Below are 17703 nucleotides of genomic sequence, written 5' to 3' on the forward strand. Positions count from 1 at the left end.
TTCTTTAGAGCATAAAAGAGCAAGGCGCTTAAGTTAGATGTACACACATTAAGCACAGATTAGCATTATTATTAATCTATCGGAATATATTAATAATAATAAATCTGTCTCACATACTTACATTTCAGGTCTTATCCATAATTCTTCATCTACACTTGGAACAAGATTGAATTTGTTTCGAAACGCATCTAATATGACATTTGTAACAAAATCTTTATCTCGTTTTAAGCAAACAATACTATCGTGTATGGAAGCACACCATATTTTATTTTTTTGGAGTGATTTCACTATTGTATCAAGCATAATTTGCGCTTCAGTATACTGCATTGTCAATGCTAAATCTTTAAAGCACTTTTCTTTATGCAAGGACAACAACGATGACACATTAGGAAAATAAGATTGAAATATTTTACCAGCCTTACTATTTTCGGTATGTAGTTGTTTGCAAAAAAATATATTAGCGAAAAAAGATTGTTTAAAATCTTTTCTCTCTTTTTGTGTATTGTACGGCTTATGCATCAGACCTGCCATATAATTATAAAATATACCTTTGGATGTTAGCTCGATATATCGCTGCACATCGGCAGGCAGGACCCACCCTTCATATTGTTTTACTAATAAAATTGAGGCTAGAAAGGGTTGAGAATTCTTAATATCAATGTTAACTAGTGATTCATTTGGATACTTAGCATGATATAAAAATTGACGTAATTCACGACTTAAATTAGTGAGAACGGTATAAATTCTACTACCTTCTATAGGCCGTTTTGGCATCCTAAAATCTTGACTACCAATTTCATTAATAGAAATAATATTAGCGTTATAAGAATGCATAGCTGAGTCCATTAGCAACTCATATATAGTGGAATTCGACTGTTTCTTTAGAGATTTACGCAGTGCCTTTATTGAAGGCAAATTGATATATCGCTCTGTTTTCGCTGTCTCTTGAAGAGCCGCATATTTTTTCTTATCAAGCTTACGATGAGATAAGCTATCAATATTAGACTTTATGAATTTTGTCGTCTGATTATAGATAGATGTAATCAGCGCTGTTGCAGCCGAAGTATTAATACAAATATCTTTGATATCTTGATAAACTGACTTCAAAAAGCAGCACTTCTTGATGGCCTTTTTTTGAGCCTTAGACCAGGAGTCAAGTTTTTTGCCAAGAACTTCTTGTTTGAATATTGATAAACCAATAGCAGTGCTTTTATATTGATTCGCAACGCGATAACCTAAACTCTTTTTTTTTGGTATGTACTGACCATCGCACTCAATAACGCCTGAATCTAGTAGTATTCTTAGAATAGTCTGAGTATACTTTGGTCCCAACATCTCTTCAAGATGTTTCTGATTTAAATTAGAATACCCTCCTGAGGTAAAGTTTGGGTCAAACGTAGCAGACTCTAAAATCTTGTGCAGTATATATGCTACTTTATCTTGGTGATGCTCGATAAAGTAAGTTTCGTATCCTAAAGAGGTTAGAAAAGCGGGTATATTAGCTAAGGTAGATGGAACAAATAAAAGTCGATTAGTGATAAAAGCCTTTTTGGCTTTGCGAATTGATGTAGAGTACAAACATGTAGAAGAATACGTAGGTGTTACCAACCGTACATAGTTGGTGACTGCTATGAGGAATTTGAATTAGAAGAAGAATTACAGTCAAATGCAGCTTCATTCCAGAGGTTCAAGTGCCCCTCACTGCATCGAATAACACTATTCAATGCAAGCAAATATACCCTCAATATATTTAACACGATAGTCCCTTTGCTCAAAATACATGTGAAAGCTAGTATGGAACGTAGTGAATTAACTTATACGATGCAAGTTATAAACCAATAGAACTTAGTAGAGACACAAGCTAGTTTTCGCGATTATTTATCAGCTAAAAACTATAGGCAGGTAACAAATAAACGATATAATATTCATATGTTTCGAGACCTAAATAATAAAGTCTTACTGCCACCTACTACTGAATGGAATGATAATTTGAATAAATCATAAAGATAGTTTGAACATTCTATCGCTTCTCCTTGAAACCTTCAACCATTCCAATGTTTCTTGAATGGAAACTTTATAAAATATATTTGTATTTTAAATTACCTAAGTATTTGTTTTATACGCATATAACATACAAAACAAGGAAACGGATAGAACATAAGTGGATATTGTCATGCATCTGATTATTACTTTAAGTTATTACTATTATCTACTTCTTAAGCTCTAACTTATATATCTATTAATAAGCTTAAGAAGCATTAGATAATCTGTATTAAATATATTAATCCGGTATCTGTAATGTTTATATATAGAAAACAAGATAAGTATTTTTCTTCTTGTTACTCTAACTAAGAGAATTTTACATATTACAAGATACTTTGTTATGTGGTACAGTCAACTATGTTCATATTTAAATGGATAATATCAATATTCCAGTGATATAAAGTCGTTACTATGCTGCTAGCCCTCTTTAGAATGCGTTCTGGCTAGAACTGTTGTTATAGATTTACACTGAACGTTCTTATCTGTGTAGCTAATATTAGTTGAATTAAACTTTACGCTTATCAAGCATTTATTTTTGACTTTGTTGAAATATAATAGTACAACACTTATTTTACTACACCTCTTATAAATAGCAATTTAGCTCTCATAAGGAATGTGGGTTAAACGGTTTCTTGCTACCTTGCTAATAGCTATTACCAGCTATAAAAAAAATAGAACTTTTTATGGATTTATTTTCAATGAATGCAGTCAGTGTAAAGTCACTGTTTCTAGCGCTATTCAACTGCTCTACCGAGCAATCTGTTGAGGATGTAATAAACAAGGAAAAGGAAGTCTTTGCTCAGCATAACTGGAAGCCTTTAGGTGGCGACGAAAACTACTACGGTGTTATCGAGAATCAACAGGCTTCACCTATTGCTGCCTTAGTTGAGAAACTGACCAACTCTATCGATGCCTCACTTATGCGTAAGTGTTATGAGGCAAACATAGACCCCAAGGCAGCTGACGCTCCTCAGACTATGGGTGAAGCCATACGTAGGTTTTATCCAAAGGAGCACAGTAATTGGGATATGAAAGGTGCCCGTAAAATTCAGGCTGAAAATATCCAGGTTATTGCTTCTGGACCTCGCAAGGAGACTTCTTTGGTAATCTATGACAGTGGAGAAGGACAACACCCCGAAGATTTCGAAAAATCATTTCTGTCCCTTTTAAGGGGCAACAAGAATGAAATTCATTTTGTACAGGGAAAGTATAACATGGGTGGCAGTGGTGCCATTGTATTTTGTGGTAAGAAAGGCTATCAACTAATTGCTTCTAAGCGTTTCGATGGGTCAGGGAACTTTGGATTCACTTTGATTCGGGAGCACCCGCTATCAATAGAGGAGAAAAAGACCAAGAAGAACACTTGGTACGAATTTCTAGTCATGGATGGCAAGATTCCTTCATTTGCTATTACTGAGCTAGACCTAGGCCTACATAACCGGAAGTTCATAACAGGCTCAATTATCAAGCTCTATTCCTACGATTTGCCAGCAGGTGCACGCTCTGTAATATCACGTGACCTAAACCAGAGCCTAAATGAGTTCCTATTTGAGCCAGCACTACCTATTTTAACTGTAGACACGAAGGAGCGTTATGCAGAAGACCGCAACCTTGAGCGCCCTTTATTCGGCCTTAAGCGCCGCCTTGAACAAGACGACAGCAAGTACATTGATACATCCTTTGTAGAGGAGTTCACCCATGAGCGTTTTGGCTCAATGCGAGTAACGTGCTATGTGTTTAAAACCAAAATAGAAAATAAGACTGTTAAAGAGACACGCGAGTCCATTCAGCGAGAATTCTTCAAGAATAACATGTCTGTTCTGTTCTCTATGAATGGCCAAGTACATGGCTATTACGGCTCTGAGTTTATTACTCGCTCTCTTAAGCTAAATCTGCTCAAGAATCACCTACTAATCCATATAGACTGTGCTCAGATGAAGTATGAATTTCGCAAGGAGCTATTTATGGCTTCTCGCGACAGACTTAAGCTTAGTGATGAGACATCATACCTGCGCAAATTCTTATCTGACCATCTTAGCCGTAGCGGGAGCACCTTATTTGAGATAGAGAAGAAAAGGAAAAACTCAATCTCCATTGACGGCAGCGATGCGAAGGAGCTTCTTAAGAACGTTACTAAGAACATTCAGCTTAACCCTGAATTGCTTAAGCTATTAGGCAGCACTTTCAAACTTGAAGATAAAAAGGACAAGTCTGAGAAAAAGGATAAGCCTGAGAAAAAGACTCCGACTAAACAAGAAAAGGAGCCTTTCAAGCCGCAACGTTTCCCTTCCTTTTTGAAGGTACGAGGTAATAATCAGGGTGATAAAGAATTGACTAAGCTTTCGTTAGGAGGCGAAAAGACAGTTCGTTTCGATACTGACGTTGAAAACCAGTATTTCAATCGAGTTGAGGAACCAGGGCAGCTTAAAGTTGGTGTACTTGATATTAGACGCAATACATCAAAAGGAGGAAATCAACCTGGTATACCTACTGAGGTTGAAGATATTTTAAACGTTACTAAAAGTAGCCCTCAAGACGGCTGTATTAAGGTAGCGCTGAATCCAAGCAAGAGCGCTCAAGTAGGTGATGCGATAAAGGTGAAGGTATCTTTAACAGCTCCCGGAGGAGAGTTTGAAGAAATTTTTTGGGTGAAGATTACTGATAAGGAAGCACCCCCACAACCTACTCTGAAAGAGGAAGAAGAACCTTTACAAGGTCTTCCAGAACCCGTTTTCATGTATGAACATCCTCAGGATAAAGCTACAACATGGGTAGAGGTAGAGGCTGTAACTGGTAATCCTATTGGTTTCAACACTATTGTAGAGCCTGTTCCAACTGGAGATAGTTTGGACCGGATTTACATCAATATGGATAGTACCGTCTTAAAAAACTTCCGTTCTAAAGAAAAACACCCTAATGAAGAGCAAATCAAATTAGCTAACGACAAATATTGGACAAGTGTATATTTACATACTTTATTTCTTTATAGCATAACGAAGAATAGAAAATACGAAATAATACGTAAGAATCAAGAAAACAATAATTCTGTAGAATTAAGTGAATATTTAAAAGATTTATTCGAAAATTTTTATTCAGAGTTTATTCTCAACTATGGTGGCATGGCAGAACTTATGCAAACAATGGGAGAATAAATATATTACACTAAGCTACACCTAACCTTTTGGCAATTGGCAAGAACAGACTAATAGCTTCTTCAACATTAGGCCTACTTGACTTATCCTGGAGCAGCATTTTTCTTATTGCATCAAATATATCTTCAGAGTCTTCAATAGGCATGTTAACAAGCTCTAACTGTCCTACAGGTATTTTATTAGTAAATATGTACCAAAAAACTTTACCTAATTGAAAAACATCTGATTTATCATCTACAATACAATCTACTCCCGCGGTATATGAAGCTTTCCAAGAAATATTTCTTTCAGCATAATACTTATTAATTGCTTCAGGAGCTTCCCATCCGTATGCACCAAGTCTCTTTTTTAGTTCTGGATGAGTTTCCTGCCTGAATTTAACCAGACCTAAATCAGCTACTTTACATTCGTTGTTACACATTAACAAATTATCGTGTTTAATATCACGATGGTAAACCCCTATATTATGTAACTCACGAAGGCCTCTCAACAAGTCATAGCATATCAATACTTTTTGTTGTGGTTTCAAATTACCTGACAACAGATGATTACTCAAATCTGAGTCAGCATATTCCATAACATAGTACATGTAGTCATACTTACCGATACGACAAAGCCCCTTTTCTATTAGCTCAATCACTCTTTTGCATTTATTATCTCGAGCTAACTCTAATGCCTTTATTTCTCTAGAAAAAAGGTTTAGTATATTATCATTATCTGCATCATCTATGTCATATGCACATATTTTCATTATAAACATACCTGCTGGCTGGCCACTACCTAAGCTAACTAATCGTATAACGTTTGAATGTGCGCCTTTGCTACCTGGCTTATTACCATTTAGATATTTTGCTTCATAGTCTCCTATACCAAGGGTTATTACGTTATTTATTTTTTTACGAGATAACTCCAAGTCGTATCTATCATTAATAAAAACATCTCTAGGAAAAAGAACTGGCCTTTCTTCGAACTGACTTCTTAAGCTTGCCATAAAAATATACTATCTATTTCAAACCGTTCAATTTCTTTATATCAAATGTTGTATATGCCTTGGCTGTAGAAGGATTCTTTATTATCATACAAACAGAGCCCAATTCAAAATATTCCTGAATTTGCTTCTGCTCTTTACTCTGCTTGGTTCCATCACCAAGCAAAATAGATTTTAATATTGCGTATCTTTTTAATCTGGCTGCTTTAGAATTAGACTGCGTTATGCAATTACGAGCATATTCTTTGAGAGGCAAGCAAGCACTATCAGCAGGAGATATATACTGAGCTATTACTAGCAAAATATCATAAATATATTTATAATCACTGCTACTCAACTGAGGATTTTCATTAATAAATTGAAATAATGTATAAAAATCATTTCTTTGCTTAAACCTAGTTTTATTAATAGGGAATTTTTTATCAAGCAGCGTTAGTGTTTTTATTATCTTTTCAAACGACTTAGTAGTCGTTTGAACTTGCGAATCATTTATATCCTTTTCATAAGTCTTATCAACAGTTTCTTTCTTATCCGTTATTACACCTGATATTAAATATGTTGTTAGTTCAGAGACTAAATCTACATCATTCATCCTATTAACAGATGAATTCGTAAACAATCCTAAATCTTGAAAATCCTTAAAACCAGCTAAACTTTCATTTAACTTCAAAAATTTTGTATCGAAAAACTCCCCTTTTTTTAACTCCGGATTATTAAGTTTCAATCCAGATTTATTAACTTTTGTATAAAAAACTTCTATAATATCATCTTCATCCACCTTTACCAAAATAGTAATAGGCAATTCGTATTCTAAAAACTGTTTTCCTTCGGGTGTATTTTCAATATTAGACTGGTTTTCGTTAAAATAATTAATAATAGTCCTGCATCTTTGCTGACCATCCACTACCTCATATTTATTTGGGTCTCTCTCATAGAGAAAAATTGTTGGCAGAGGAAACCCCCTTTTAATAGAATCAATCAAGTCTTGCTGGTCTCTAGAGGACCATATAAAATTTCTTTGATAATTAGGGGCCAAATTCAGGCTATTGCTTTTATGCGCATCTAAAAGCTGCTTAATCGACCACTGTGTATGGTTAAAGTTCATAGTTTTATCTTAAATGAAACAAGATGCACATCCTTCTTCCTCTGCCTCATCGATAATATCGAGAAGATATATGGATGATGATGCTGTTTTCTTTGAAGCCTTTTTTATTGCATCTAATTTAATTTGACGTACACGTTCTGGTTTTGCCAATTCAACTAGAGATTCTTCCATCCAAGTGTAGCCCTGACGCTCATATTCCATCGCGCGTGCAAATAAATCAGGATGCTGCTCATATAGCCATACCCATTCTATTTTCTGTTGGAAGAAGCAGAAGAAGCAACCTGAACGGCTACGGGAATATTCTCCTTTCTGCCCATCTACTTCGAATTCTATCTTCTCATAATATGCTGGTACTCCTACGCCGCTGTCGCGTAGAATACGGAAAATATCGTCTCGTACTAATGTATCTTCATTATCTAAGAGAGCAAATTCTGAGGTTTTTGCCAATGGATATAATGTTTCCTGTAGCACCTCAAAGGCTGCTTTATTAAATGCAGCAATACCAGCATCTAAAAGTAGATTTAACTTGTGCGTCTGGTTGAAACTCCGTGACAATGGCGTTGCAACAGCAGCTAATATTCTTGCTTGTTTCTCGGTTAAATCTTGCTTCTCGTATGCTTTTACCAACTTAGAAAGAGAGTCTACATGTAGTACTTTTTGTATCACATCCTCACTCCAAATATTACGGCGGAATGGAAATATGGACTGTATATTAGACTTTCTAGATATATAACCTTCGCGGTCCTCATCTCCTCTAATGCCTACATAAGACACTACGGGGTCGTTACCTACAAATTTCTCGAAAGGCTCGAGCTTAAGTTTTTTGGTACACCAGCGGGCACTCGACGAAGGCAAATAGCCACCATACACTTGCACGAAGTGGTCGAAGGAATTTTCTGGGCTATCAGCTGCGGCTCTTTCTACCTTAATCTTCTTGCCTAGGTAGTTTTCCAGGTTACTAATGAGAGTATAAGTCTCCTCAAGCTCCTTACCAGTATCGCAGAAGTAATACTCTATATCCAGCTGAGGATACTTGCTCCTCAAGTAGATAGCTAAAGCAGCACTGTCCTTGCCGCCTGATATACCTAGTACGTGACGTATGTTACTGCTCATCACTTAATTGCTCCTTTATCAACCTAGCCAAGATAGCTAGGCTACGGTGTTTATCCTCTCCGAGCATCTCTCGTATCTTCCCTTCAAGCGTAGCATCCTCCTTGCTGGATACTTTAGGACGGCGAATAATCCTGGCTTTTTGTTGCTCACCAAACGCTGATATTTCCAAGCGAAATGCATCTTCTTGGTCAATATCAATATTGGCGTTAGCTAAATCACATAGGTTATCTAGCTGGTTTACATACTGCTGGAAACGCTCTTGAAATAGAAGTTCATCGCTGTCTTCAAAATCTTTGAGACTTTTCTTAAGCAGCGCGTTAGCCATGGAGTTTAACCATGTTTCTCGGTCATCCAGCTCAGACATCAGTCGCTCCCGAAATACCTTAAGCTCAGAAGGCAAACGATAAGCAGATAAACCTTTAAAACGCCTTTGCAAAGATGTTTTGTATTGCTCAAGTACTGGTTGAGTACCCACTACATTTTTAGCAATAAAGCTTTCTAGACGTTGCAGCAAAGCAGAATAAGCATTGCGAAGTTTATTGATGGCTTCTTGTAATGCAGGTATGTACTTTTCACGAGCAGAGGTATTTTGCTGTAGCTCTTGGATGCTAAAACCCAGTGCTCTTGGAAAAGCATCGAAAAAGGCCGCTTCAGGGTCCTTTGCACGAACAACTGCTTCACGCAGGCGGATTGCGCTAGAAGGTAGCTTACGCGTCCTCTGAGTGTAGGAAGGTAGTTGCCGGTAAAACGTTAGGAAGGGTTTGATAGACTCTATAAAACCCACATTAGATACCTGTTCTGCAGGCGACAACTGTAGTAGCTGCCGATAGTCGTTGAACAAGGCTAATTTCTCTTCTTCCAGTGAGAAGGCTTTTATGGAATACTGAGTAGGATTCTTTGTAAAAAGGTCAACTACTTCTGGCGTTAACTCAGGAATGTATCTGTCTTGCTCACCGTACAAAGCGTATTCATGTCGTTTCATGAATAGGAAAGTTGGTAGCCAAAAGTCAATAAACCCTTGCTTAAGCTTCAGAGGCTTTTGCTGTAGCTTCTGTACAAAATCGGATAAACGCAATGGTCCATCCTGAGTACTACTCAAGAACCGCTCGCTAGCTTGCCATAACGGCGTGAATGACTCCTCTACAGGAGCAGCTAATGTATATTCCCCATTACTTACTTGATGAATACCTGTCTGTTTGAGAAGTGACAGATATATAGTTTTCTCTGGTGGATACTTCTTTGGTTCAAACCCTAAATCTTCCCACTGCCAGTTCGTGAAAAGTGCGCGCACATAGCTCTTACGAGCTGTAGCAATTGCCGATGAAAGCTTAGTACGGTTTACTAGCTCACTTCTAAATTGAGGAGTAGCGCTGTACACCTCATGAGCTATATGAGACAGACAACGGTTAAATTCTCGCCGACCTTGAAAGCTTGGCTTAGTAGGCCCTTGCGGACCATTAAAAAACCACTCTATATCCTTGCTATCCTTTTTATAAAGACTATCAAGAACATAATGATTTAGCAGCGCCTGTTGATGGTTAAGTATCCCGTCTAACTCACGAATTGCTACTCGGTCATTGAAGTTCTCCTCTTTTACCTTGGCAATCTTGTCAATTTCACGAATAAGCTTTTTGATTTCACCTGACCGACGATATAGCCCATACAATACCGCGTCGTGTCGGTCACCAACAGTTTGTCGTAGAGTCTCTGGAGTAAGAGAGTCTGAGAAAATCAGGTTAACAAAACCATCTACTTCTCCCTGAGGAACCTCTAGCAGGACATGGTCTGTAACGCGTATTTCAAAAATACGCGGAGTACCTTTCTTGAAGGTCACTTCTTTAGCTGCCACATACGGAAAGATGAAAAGGTCTTTGAGCCGCTTAGCTACATCAGTAACCTGTTCTACAAGTTGCCCTGCTGCATCGATAGCTAAATCGATATCAAGGTCAGTTCCTTCAAATAAGATGTAACTCTTCTTATGGTTTACAAAGCGAATAAGCTTGTGTTTTTCTAGTGCCTCTAAAATGGCACCAGGGTCACTCATACCCAGGCTTAGTGCAGCATAAGCAGTTATAAATTTGCGGTTGATTTCTGCTCCCGCAGGCGAAAAAATTGATAGTAGACCAATCGTCTTTACAAGCTTACGTGCATCTTCTATTCCTTCCTCTAGAAGACCTTCTAATCTATCTAGAGTAGTTTTTATACTTGCCCAAACACCATAATGTGGGTTGTAGCGAGATGAAAGAAGAGAGTAGTAATGGTGAATCAGATAATCGTGTATACTGCTCAGACCATAGTATACATCCTCTTCTGTATGGTCTTGAATACCTAAGTAATCATTAGACTCTAAGAAGGAAAAAAGAGAGCGTTCGTTTTGGCCATACTTCTGTAATGCTAATACTAGAATGGCAGCCGAAAGTATATCTAGTGGCCATACTCGTTGCTGTACCTCTAAAGTAAAATAGTCATGTAGAGGAAATACTTTAGCCGCTTTAATAGCTTCAAACAGTTGCTTGCCACTATTAGAATTAGATTCGGTCGCTACGTTCTTCTCAGATAGCCGTTGAGAAGCTAAGTAAAGAAGTTGCTCTACAGGTTCGTTAAAAGTCAGTTCCTTTAGTCGCCCTTTTACCTTTTCCCACTCTTGCTGCTGAGTTCGCTTTAATGATTGAGCGTACGAACTCACATCTTGATGCACAGTAGTTACCAACATGACGTTTTTATCTACGTCATTGATATACTCTGCCAGCTCCTGTATGAAATATAGCTCTGCTTCAGGATTCTCCTTTACCGCGTACTCTAAGAACTTACCAAACTCATCTACTACTATGACTAATGCTTGGCCCTTTTTAGCTAATAGTTGAACCTGCTGGTCAATAGCCTCAATCACATCAGCTGATGTAGCATCTTCAGTTAGATTCGGTGAGAAGTAAGCAGCGAATACTTCTTTTAAGGAAGCATACTGGCCTACAAACTGTTCAAATCGGAATGAGGTGATGTGACGAAAAGCGACATCAGATTTGAAATAGTCTTTCTGCCGTGTTAGAGTTTGCTCGAAAGCCCAAAGAAATGCTGATTTACCTGTTCCGTATGCTCCTACTATATTAAAGCAGTGAATGCCCGCCAGGTAATTACTCACTAGCTGCCCAAACACAGTAACGGCATTTGGAGTAGGGACATAGACCAAATCTTGGCCTGCATCTCGGTTAATATTAACCGATAGACTGTGCTTCTTGGCCATAGTATGTTTTTAAGACCTCCTCTTGGGGAAGTAAATCTCTTTTGACTGTCAATGTGCGGTAACCCGCATTATTTGAGAATACAATAGCAGCTGGAAATCCGTCTTGCATCTCCTTAATCTTATCATATAAGCCCTTCTCATTAAGAGCGAATATTAACCCTGGCGAGTATGGAGCTGCTTCAAGCTCCCTGAAATTGATTGCATCTCCCCAAGTTGGATGGTTTAAGATTGATAATAATACCATCTGCCAAGGCAATTCATTGCGTTCTTGGCTGTCAATCTTATAGGTGAATGTTCGTTTACCAGTATCCAAGTCTTCCGATGGCTCTGCTGACATTAAAGACAAGTCTTGCAGCAATCCTGTAGATTCATCTTCAATATCATGCTTGCCTTTGTTACTAGGGGTTAAGTAGCTTCTAAGGAATACAGTGATGTCACTATCCACCGTATTTTCATTGAATCCTTCTCCTTCCTCTACACACCTGCGCTTAATAAATTGCATTAAATGCTGGCGAGTAAACTCGAAGCGCTCCTTCCTAAATTCGTTAAATATCAGGCTATAAATGGATGCCCTATTTGTTCTAACTAACAAATAATGAAGAAGCCACAACGTAGCATTATCTTCTATATATGTGTCATACCCACTAGTAGATAACACATTGAAAGCAAGTGGCTGTAAATTGTCTTTATCGTCGGTGATGCCAAACGCTCGTAACCAATACCGTATGGCGTCCACCATATTCTTACCTACACCAAGCTCCACTACAGCATCAGTATCAGTAAAACTATTTTCTTCATCACGTAGAAAATCGAAGCCCTTCTTCAACCAATCGTGCTTACAAAGAAAAGTGTTGTGACCGTGAAATAGCATGTAAGCAGTTTTTATGCTAAGGTAAACAAGCCAAAAAGGCTATCCAATCAGTAGTCTAACTATCCAAGCATCATTTTGAATACTCTACCTCCAATCACCTTTACATCACTTATATAGTAAGAGACCTATTCTTTTCTGTTGTAGTGTCTCTGAGGATAAGCTTTAGCATTTGAACCCTTTTTGATAAAGGAGGAGCAGTTAGTAGCTCGTTGGGTTTGTAACCCACTAAAATAATTTAGCCTTTTATGCACTAGGCATTATATTCACAACGCTCTGAATATGGCCTTAACGTTCTATTAACGTCCTATGGACGCAAAATACAAAGGCCAAGTAACTCATTACGAATTACTTGGCCTCTTATAAGGTAGCGGGGACTGGACTCGAACCAGTGACCTTTGGGTTATGAGCCCAACGAGCTACCAACTGCTCCACCCCGCACTGTTTGGTGATGCAAATGTAGGAATTTTATCGATAAAACGATATTTACGATTACAAAAACCTATAATTAATTACTGAACGCCTGATTATCAAATCATTATTTTTTCATTGAATCACTATCAAAACCGGCTGGTGATGCCAAAGTGAATCTTGGAGGCATTTAGGGAAAAGGCCTGGTCGCGGGTGCGGCCCACCGAATACACGAACTGAAACAACCCGGCCCCGGTGCGGAAGCTCAGGCCGGCACCCAGCCCAGTGGGGGCATCTTGCCGGAAGTCGTTGGTGAGGTCGCGGCGGATGTAGGCTTGGTCCACGAATAGGAACACGTAGGCCTCATTGCCCGTGAACTGCCGGAATTCGGCGGTGCCCACGGCGTACTGGCTGGCGTAGAAGTTGAATTCGTTGAAACCCCGCAGGGTAGCCAAGCCGCCTACCCGGTACAGGTCGTTCAGAAACAGGCGCTGGTTGAACAGCGCCTCGCCGTGCACCCGCGTGAGCAGCACGCCTTGCTGGCCTATGCGGTAGTAGCGCTCGGCACGCCCGCTCATGCCTACCTGCGTAGAGCGCAGGGCCAGCCCCGCGTACAGCTCCTCATTTAGCTCGGGGTTGCGCGAGATGCGCTTGTTGCCCACGTTGCCCTGCGCGGCCACTAGCACGCCCCGGCGCGGAAACAGCAGATCATCCAGCGAGTTCCAGGTGTAGCTGAGGCCGTAGTTAGTGTATTCGGAGTCGATATTTTCGGGTAGGGTGGTGCGCCGGTCCAGCAGCGTATCGAGCAGGCGGGAACTGCGCAACTCCGTGAAAACGGTGAGGCGCCCGGCCCGCGGCGTAGGATAGGTAATCTGGAGGCGCGGCCGAATGGTCAGGAACGCGTCGTTCTGCCGATACAGATTGAACGTGCCGGCCACTTCCAGCGGCGTGCCGAAGAAGTTGGGGTGCACGTACTGGGCATCGAGCTGCTGGGAGGCCGCGTCTACCTTGCGCCACTGCAACCCCAGCTGCTTGCCGCCCCCCTTGATGTTGCGCAGGTTGATGGTGACGTCGCCAGTGAGCTGCACGCGGTTTTGGGTGGCCGTGGGATTGGGGTTGGGCAGCACCCCCACAATGGCATCGAACTGGTTGGCCGAGCGGTCGGCGAGCAATAAGTACACCCGCGCCCTACCCCTGGCAAAGCGCACCTCGGGCGCAGCCTTTATCTGCAGATAGGGCAGTTGGCGCAACAACTGGGCGGCAGCATCTACTCGCTGCTGGCTGTAGGGCTGGTTGGGGAATATTTGCAGGTATTTGATTAGGAAATTGCGCCGGGTTTTAGTTACCCCAATTACCTCCAGCGAATCAAAAACGATAACCGGGCCGCGGTCCAGCACCACCCGGCCTTCCACCTCATTGCCCCGCAGCTCCACCGAGTCGAGGCGCACAGTGGCGAAGGGGTAGCCCTGGTTTTCGGCTTCGTCCAGAATACGCTCTTGCAAGCGGCTCCACTCGCCGGGTACAAAAGGACGACTTGTGAAAAACCGCTCCCGGTAACCGGCACGGGTGAGCAGGGCGTCGCCGAGGTTGCCGTTGCGCAGGCGTGCCCACCGAAACTGCTCACCCACGTACACATCGGCCACCAGCGTATCGCGCGACCAGTGCAGCCGGTCGGCCGAGGCGGTGAGGTAGGCGCTAGCTTGCAGGGCCTGCACCACCTCGCGCACCGTGCGCAGGGCCGCCAGCGAATCGGGAGCTGTGGCGCGGTAGCGGTAGCGGCGCAGCACGGCCTGGTCGGCGGCATCGGCGGTGCGCAGGCGCACGAACCGGGGAACTTTGGGCGGCATGCGACGCTTGGCAGTTGAATCGGGTGCAGTTGCTTTGGGCGGCAGCGGTGGTGTTTGCAGGCTTGGCTGGTTGGGTAGGGTAGGCGTCACCTGTGCCCATGCTTGGCCCGTCCAGCTGCTCAGCAGCCAGCCCAACAGGCAGAACACAAGGACACGGGCGTACATTTGCGGGCTGATAACGTCGGCGCAATGCGCTTCATTTCAAAAAGTCAGCCTAAAGTTACCTTTCCATTGTTGGTTGTGTTGTAGGTGAAGAACGTCATTTCGACCAGCGGGAAAGATCTCGCGTGCTCCACAAGCTCAATCATTATACAATTACTGAAAGCATGCGAGATTTCTCTGCTTAATGCGCAGAATGGTCGAAATGACGTTTTCTGCTTCAATTATTGACACATGCCCGGCCTTTACCTTCATATTCCTTTCTGCAAGCAAGCTTGTCATTACTGCGACTTCCACTTTAGCACCTCCATGGCGCTAAAAAATCGTTTTGTGGAGGCCCTGACGCGGGAAATGCAACTGCGCGCCGCCTACCTCGGCCCGGCTCCTACCCTCGATACCATCTATTTCGGCGGGGGTACTCCTTCATTGCTGACAGCTGCCGAGCTGGATACGATTTTCGCGGCCATCCATCAGCAATTTACGGTAGCGCCCGACGCGGAAATCACGCTGGAGGCTAACCCTGACGACCTCACGCCGGCCAAGCTGCGGGAGTTGGCGGCCTCGCCCATCAACCGCCTCAGCATTGGGTTGCAGAGCTTCCACGAGCCGCACCTGCGCCTGATGAACCGCGCCCACTCAGCCCAGGAGTCGGACCAGGCGGTGCGGGCGGCCCAGGACGCGGGCTTCGAGAATATTTCGGTGGATCTGATTTACGGGGTACCCGCCCCTACCCACGCCTTGTGGGAGCAGGACATGGCGGCGGCCTTTGCGCTGGGCGTGCCGCATCTGTCGTGCTACGCCCTCACTATCGAGCCGGGCACGGTGTTCGGGCATCGCCTGAAAAAAGGCACCATGCAGGCCCCGCCCGATGAGTTTGTGGCCCAGCAATTTGAGCTGCTGCTCACGGAAATGACCAGGCACGGGTATCAGCAATACGAAATCAGTAACTTCTGCCTGCCCGGTCGCGAGTCGCGCCACAACTCGGCTTACTGGCGCGGCGTGCCCTACCTGGGGCTGGGGCCGAGCGCGCACTCCTTCGACGGCCACACCCGGCAATACACTGTGGCCAACAATGCCCGCTATGTGGCGGCCGTGCTGGAGCAAGGCGAGGTGCCCGCCACCATGGAGAACCTTTCGGCCCAAGACCGCGCCAACGAGTACCTGATGACCAGCCTGCGCACCGCCCACGGCTGCGACCTGGCGTACTTGCGCGACATCCTCGGCGTAGACCTACCCGCGCAGCACGGCGCCTACCTCCAGCAATTGCAAACCGACGGCTGGGCAACCCTACACCACGATGTGCTGATCCTCACCGACCAAGGCAAGCTATTGGCCGATCATATCACGCTGGCCCTGTTTCAATAGCATTGCGGTGCTCATCTATTTTCGGTGAATTCAAGAAATTCGGCGTAAATCTGTAGTAATGGAACGCTTGATAGATGCCCTGGCGGACAACGCCGATTTTTTTGTGGAGCAGGTACAAATTACGGCTGTCGTGTTCGACAACACGAACGACGTAACGGTATGGGCTACCACGTTTTTCGACAACACCCTGTATTTCTTTCATTTGGGCTTGCAGTTTCAGTCGCTGGATCTGCTGCTGCGCCTGGCCGGCGACCGAACTGAGGCCCTACAGGAACAAGTAGCCGAAGCGCTGGCCACCGTAACGGAGTGGCCCTGCCTGCTCGAATACAATACCTCTGAAGCTCCCCCCGTACCCCTAGCTGGCGTAGCGCTTAAACTGGCCTGCACCTACCCCGCCGATGGCCCGGACGACGAGGAGGAAGAAGTTTCATTTGTGCAGCTACCTTTGGATGTTGATGAGTCGGAGGAGGAAGAGTTTGAGGAAGAGGAGTTTGACGACGAGCGTCCTCACAATATTTTCTACCTCGAAGGCATCTTCCTGCGCCTAGAGCCCTAGCTACCGCTTCGTTCGGATTGCAACGAAACTTGTGACTGGCTCCTCCAAACAACCACTACCTGATCCTCCTACAAAATCCGTGTAATTCGATCAATCCGGGCAAATCCGTGGTTCAGACAACATCCGAGATGAAGGTATACCTGCTACCCGGGCTGGGTGCCGATGAGCGCATTTTTCGTTATTTACAGCCACGCTTGCACGCCGAAACCCGAGTGCTACAATGGTTTACACCCGAGCCGCACGAAACCCTACCCCATTACGTGGCCCGCATGGCCGAGCGGGTAGTAGCAGACGAGCCGTGCCTGCTAGTCGGTGTATCGTTTGGAGGGGTGGTGGCTCTAGAAATGTGCCGGCTGCGGCCTCTGGCCCGGCCCGTACTCATTAGCAGTATTCCGGATGCCGATTGCCTGCCGCCGCTCCTGCGTATTATTCGTAATACGGGCGTGTATAAACTAGTGCCGCCGCAGTTGCTCAAGCTGCTGCCCCGCGTGGGGCAGTGGTATTTCAATATCAGCAACGGCGAAGCTTACCAGCTATTTCGCGAGATTCTGCGCGATATGGACCCTGTGTATACCCGCTGGGCCATCGACCGGCTCTTGCATTGGGACAGCACCGATATTGGCCGGGGCGTGCAAATCCTGGGTACCCGCGACCGGGTATTTCCGCCTGGCCCATCTCCGGTCGACTACCTTATCCCCAACGGCGGCCACTTCATGGTGCTCACCCATGCCCAGGAAATCAGTGCTATTCTGAATAGAATGGTGAATGAAGAAGGTAACTTATCATAAAGGTCACCTGTCATCCTGAGCTTGCGAAGGACCTTATTACATATGAACGAGTCGTCGCGCAGACGTG

The 17703-nt window shown here is 43.4% G+C and carries 11 protein-coding genes and 1 tRNA gene; 4 read left to right on the forward strand and 8 right to left on the reverse strand.

All coding sequences use genetic code 11. The annotated features are described in order from the left end of the window. Nucleotides 1-117: 117 nt before the first annotated feature. On the reverse strand, nucleotides 118-1578 hold the full coding sequence (locus H8B15_RS08470; protein ID WP_187319248.1) for a hypothetical protein: 1461 nt from the start codon (nucleotides 1576-1578) through the stop codon (nucleotides 118-120). 1148 nt (nucleotides 1579-2726) lie between these two features. On the opposite strand from H8B15_RS08470, the gene H8B15_RS08475 reads away from it, so the two are divergent. Continuing rightward, nucleotides 2727-5195 carry a hypothetical protein gene (locus H8B15_RS08475; protein WP_216859109.1) on the forward strand — a complete coding sequence of 823 codons (2469 nt, stop codon included), beginning with the start codon at nucleotides 2727-2729 and terminating at the stop codon, nucleotides 5193-5195. A 10-nt stretch (nucleotides 5196-5205) separates the two neighbouring features. On the opposite strand, the gene H8B15_RS08480 is transcribed toward H8B15_RS08475, so the two are convergent. The 7 genes from H8B15_RS08480 to H8B15_RS08510 form a co-directional block, all read right to left on the reverse strand. Continuing rightward, entirely contained in the window at nucleotides 5206-6186 is a 981-nt protein-coding gene (locus H8B15_RS08480) for a protein kinase family protein (RefSeq protein ID WP_187319249.1), read from the reverse strand. Between the two features lie 13 nt (nucleotides 6187-6199). Beyond that, nucleotides 6200-7288, reverse strand: a complete 1089-nt coding sequence (locus H8B15_RS08485; protein WP_187319250.1) for a DUF262 domain-containing protein — start codon at nucleotides 7286-7288, stop codon at nucleotides 6200-6202. A gap of 9 nt (nucleotides 7289-7297) precedes the next feature. Beyond that, nucleotides 7298-8401, reverse strand: a complete 1104-nt coding sequence (locus tag H8B15_RS08490; protein ID WP_187319251.1) for a phosphoadenosine phosphosulfate reductase family protein — start codon at nucleotides 8399-8401, stop codon at nucleotides 7298-7300. After that, nucleotides 8391-11642, reverse strand: a complete 3252-nt coding sequence (locus tag H8B15_RS08495) for an ATP-binding protein (RefSeq protein WP_187319252.1) — start codon at nucleotides 11640-11642, stop codon at nucleotides 8391-8393. The genes H8B15_RS08490 and H8B15_RS08495 overlap by 11 nt, the downstream gene beginning before the upstream one ends. Further along, nucleotides 11614-12468, reverse strand: a complete 855-nt coding sequence (locus H8B15_RS08500) for a DUF4007 family protein (RefSeq protein ID WP_187319253.1) — start codon at nucleotides 12466-12468, stop codon at nucleotides 11614-11616. The genes H8B15_RS08495 and H8B15_RS08500 overlap by 29 nt, the downstream gene beginning before the upstream one ends. A gap of 410 nt (nucleotides 12469-12878) precedes the next feature. Next, nucleotides 12879-12951, reverse strand: a tRNA-Met gene (locus H8B15_RS08505). Between the two features lie 119 nt (nucleotides 12952-13070). Next, a complete protein-coding gene (locus H8B15_RS08510; RefSeq protein WP_187319254.1) occupies nucleotides 13071-14933 on the reverse strand; it encodes a BamA/TamA family outer membrane protein in 1863 nt (620 codons plus the stop codon). Between the two features lie 228 nt (nucleotides 14934-15161). On the opposite strand from H8B15_RS08510, the gene hemW reads away from it, so the two are divergent. The 3 genes from hemW to H8B15_RS08525 all read left to right on the forward strand — a co-directional run bounded on the left by hemW (nucleotide 15162) and on the right by H8B15_RS08525 (nucleotide 17636). Next, a complete protein-coding gene (hemW, locus tag H8B15_RS08515; protein ID WP_187319255.1) occupies nucleotides 15162-16292 on the forward strand; it encodes a radical SAM family heme chaperone HemW in 1131 nt (376 codons plus the stop codon). Between the two features lie 58 nt (nucleotides 16293-16350). Beyond that, a complete protein-coding gene (locus tag H8B15_RS08520; protein WP_187319256.1) occupies nucleotides 16351-16848 on the forward strand; it encodes a hypothetical protein in 498 nt (165 codons plus the stop codon). Nucleotides 16849-16976: 128 nt separating this feature from the next. After that, nucleotides 16977-17636: an alpha/beta fold hydrolase gene (locus H8B15_RS08525; protein WP_187319257.1), complete on the forward strand. Its 660-nt coding sequence runs from the start codon at nucleotides 16977-16979 to the stop codon at nucleotides 17634-17636. The last annotated feature ends 67 nt before the right edge of the window (nucleotides 17637-17703 follow it).

The sequence above is a fragment of the Hymenobacter citatus genome, from assembly GCF_014333615.1.
In the GTDB taxonomy this organism is placed as follows: Bacteria; Bacteroidota; Bacteroidia; order Cytophagales; family Hymenobacteraceae; genus Hymenobacter; species Hymenobacter citatus.

Excerpts from the sequence above, each read along its gene's own strand:
- H8B15_RS08495 (WP_187319252.1), bottom strand. The coding sequence starts at position 11,642 with ATGGCCAAGAAGCACAGTCTATCGGTTAATATTAACCGAGATGCAGGC.
- H8B15_RS08475 (WP_216859109.1), top strand. The coding sequence starts at position 2,727 with ATGGATTTATTTTCAATGAATGCAGTCAGTGTAAAGTCACTGTTTCTA.
- H8B15_RS08525 (WP_187319257.1), top strand. The coding sequence starts at position 16,977 with ATGAAGGTATACCTGCTACCCGGGCTGGGTGCCGATGAGCGCATTTTT.
- hemW (WP_187319255.1), top strand. The coding sequence starts at position 15,162 with ATGCCCGGCCTTTACCTTCATATTCCTTTCTGCAAGCAAGCTTGTCAT.
- H8B15_RS08485 (WP_187319250.1), bottom strand. The coding sequence starts at position 7,288 with ATGAACTTTAACCATACACAGTGGTCGATTAAGCAGCTTTTAGATGCG.
- H8B15_RS08510 (WP_187319254.1), bottom strand. The coding sequence starts at position 14,933 with ATGTACGCCCGTGTCCTTGTGTTCTGCCTGTTGGGCTGGCTGCTGAGC.
- H8B15_RS08490 (WP_187319251.1), bottom strand. The coding sequence starts at position 8,401 with ATGAGCAGTAACATACGTCACGTACTAGGTATATCAGGCGGCAAGGAC.
- H8B15_RS08520 (WP_187319256.1), top strand. The coding sequence starts at position 16,351 with ATGGAACGCTTGATAGATGCCCTGGCGGACAACGCCGATTTTTTTGTG.
- H8B15_RS08480 (WP_187319249.1), bottom strand. The coding sequence starts at position 6,186 with ATGGCAAGCTTAAGAAGTCAGTTCGAAGAAAGGCCAGTTCTTTTTCCT.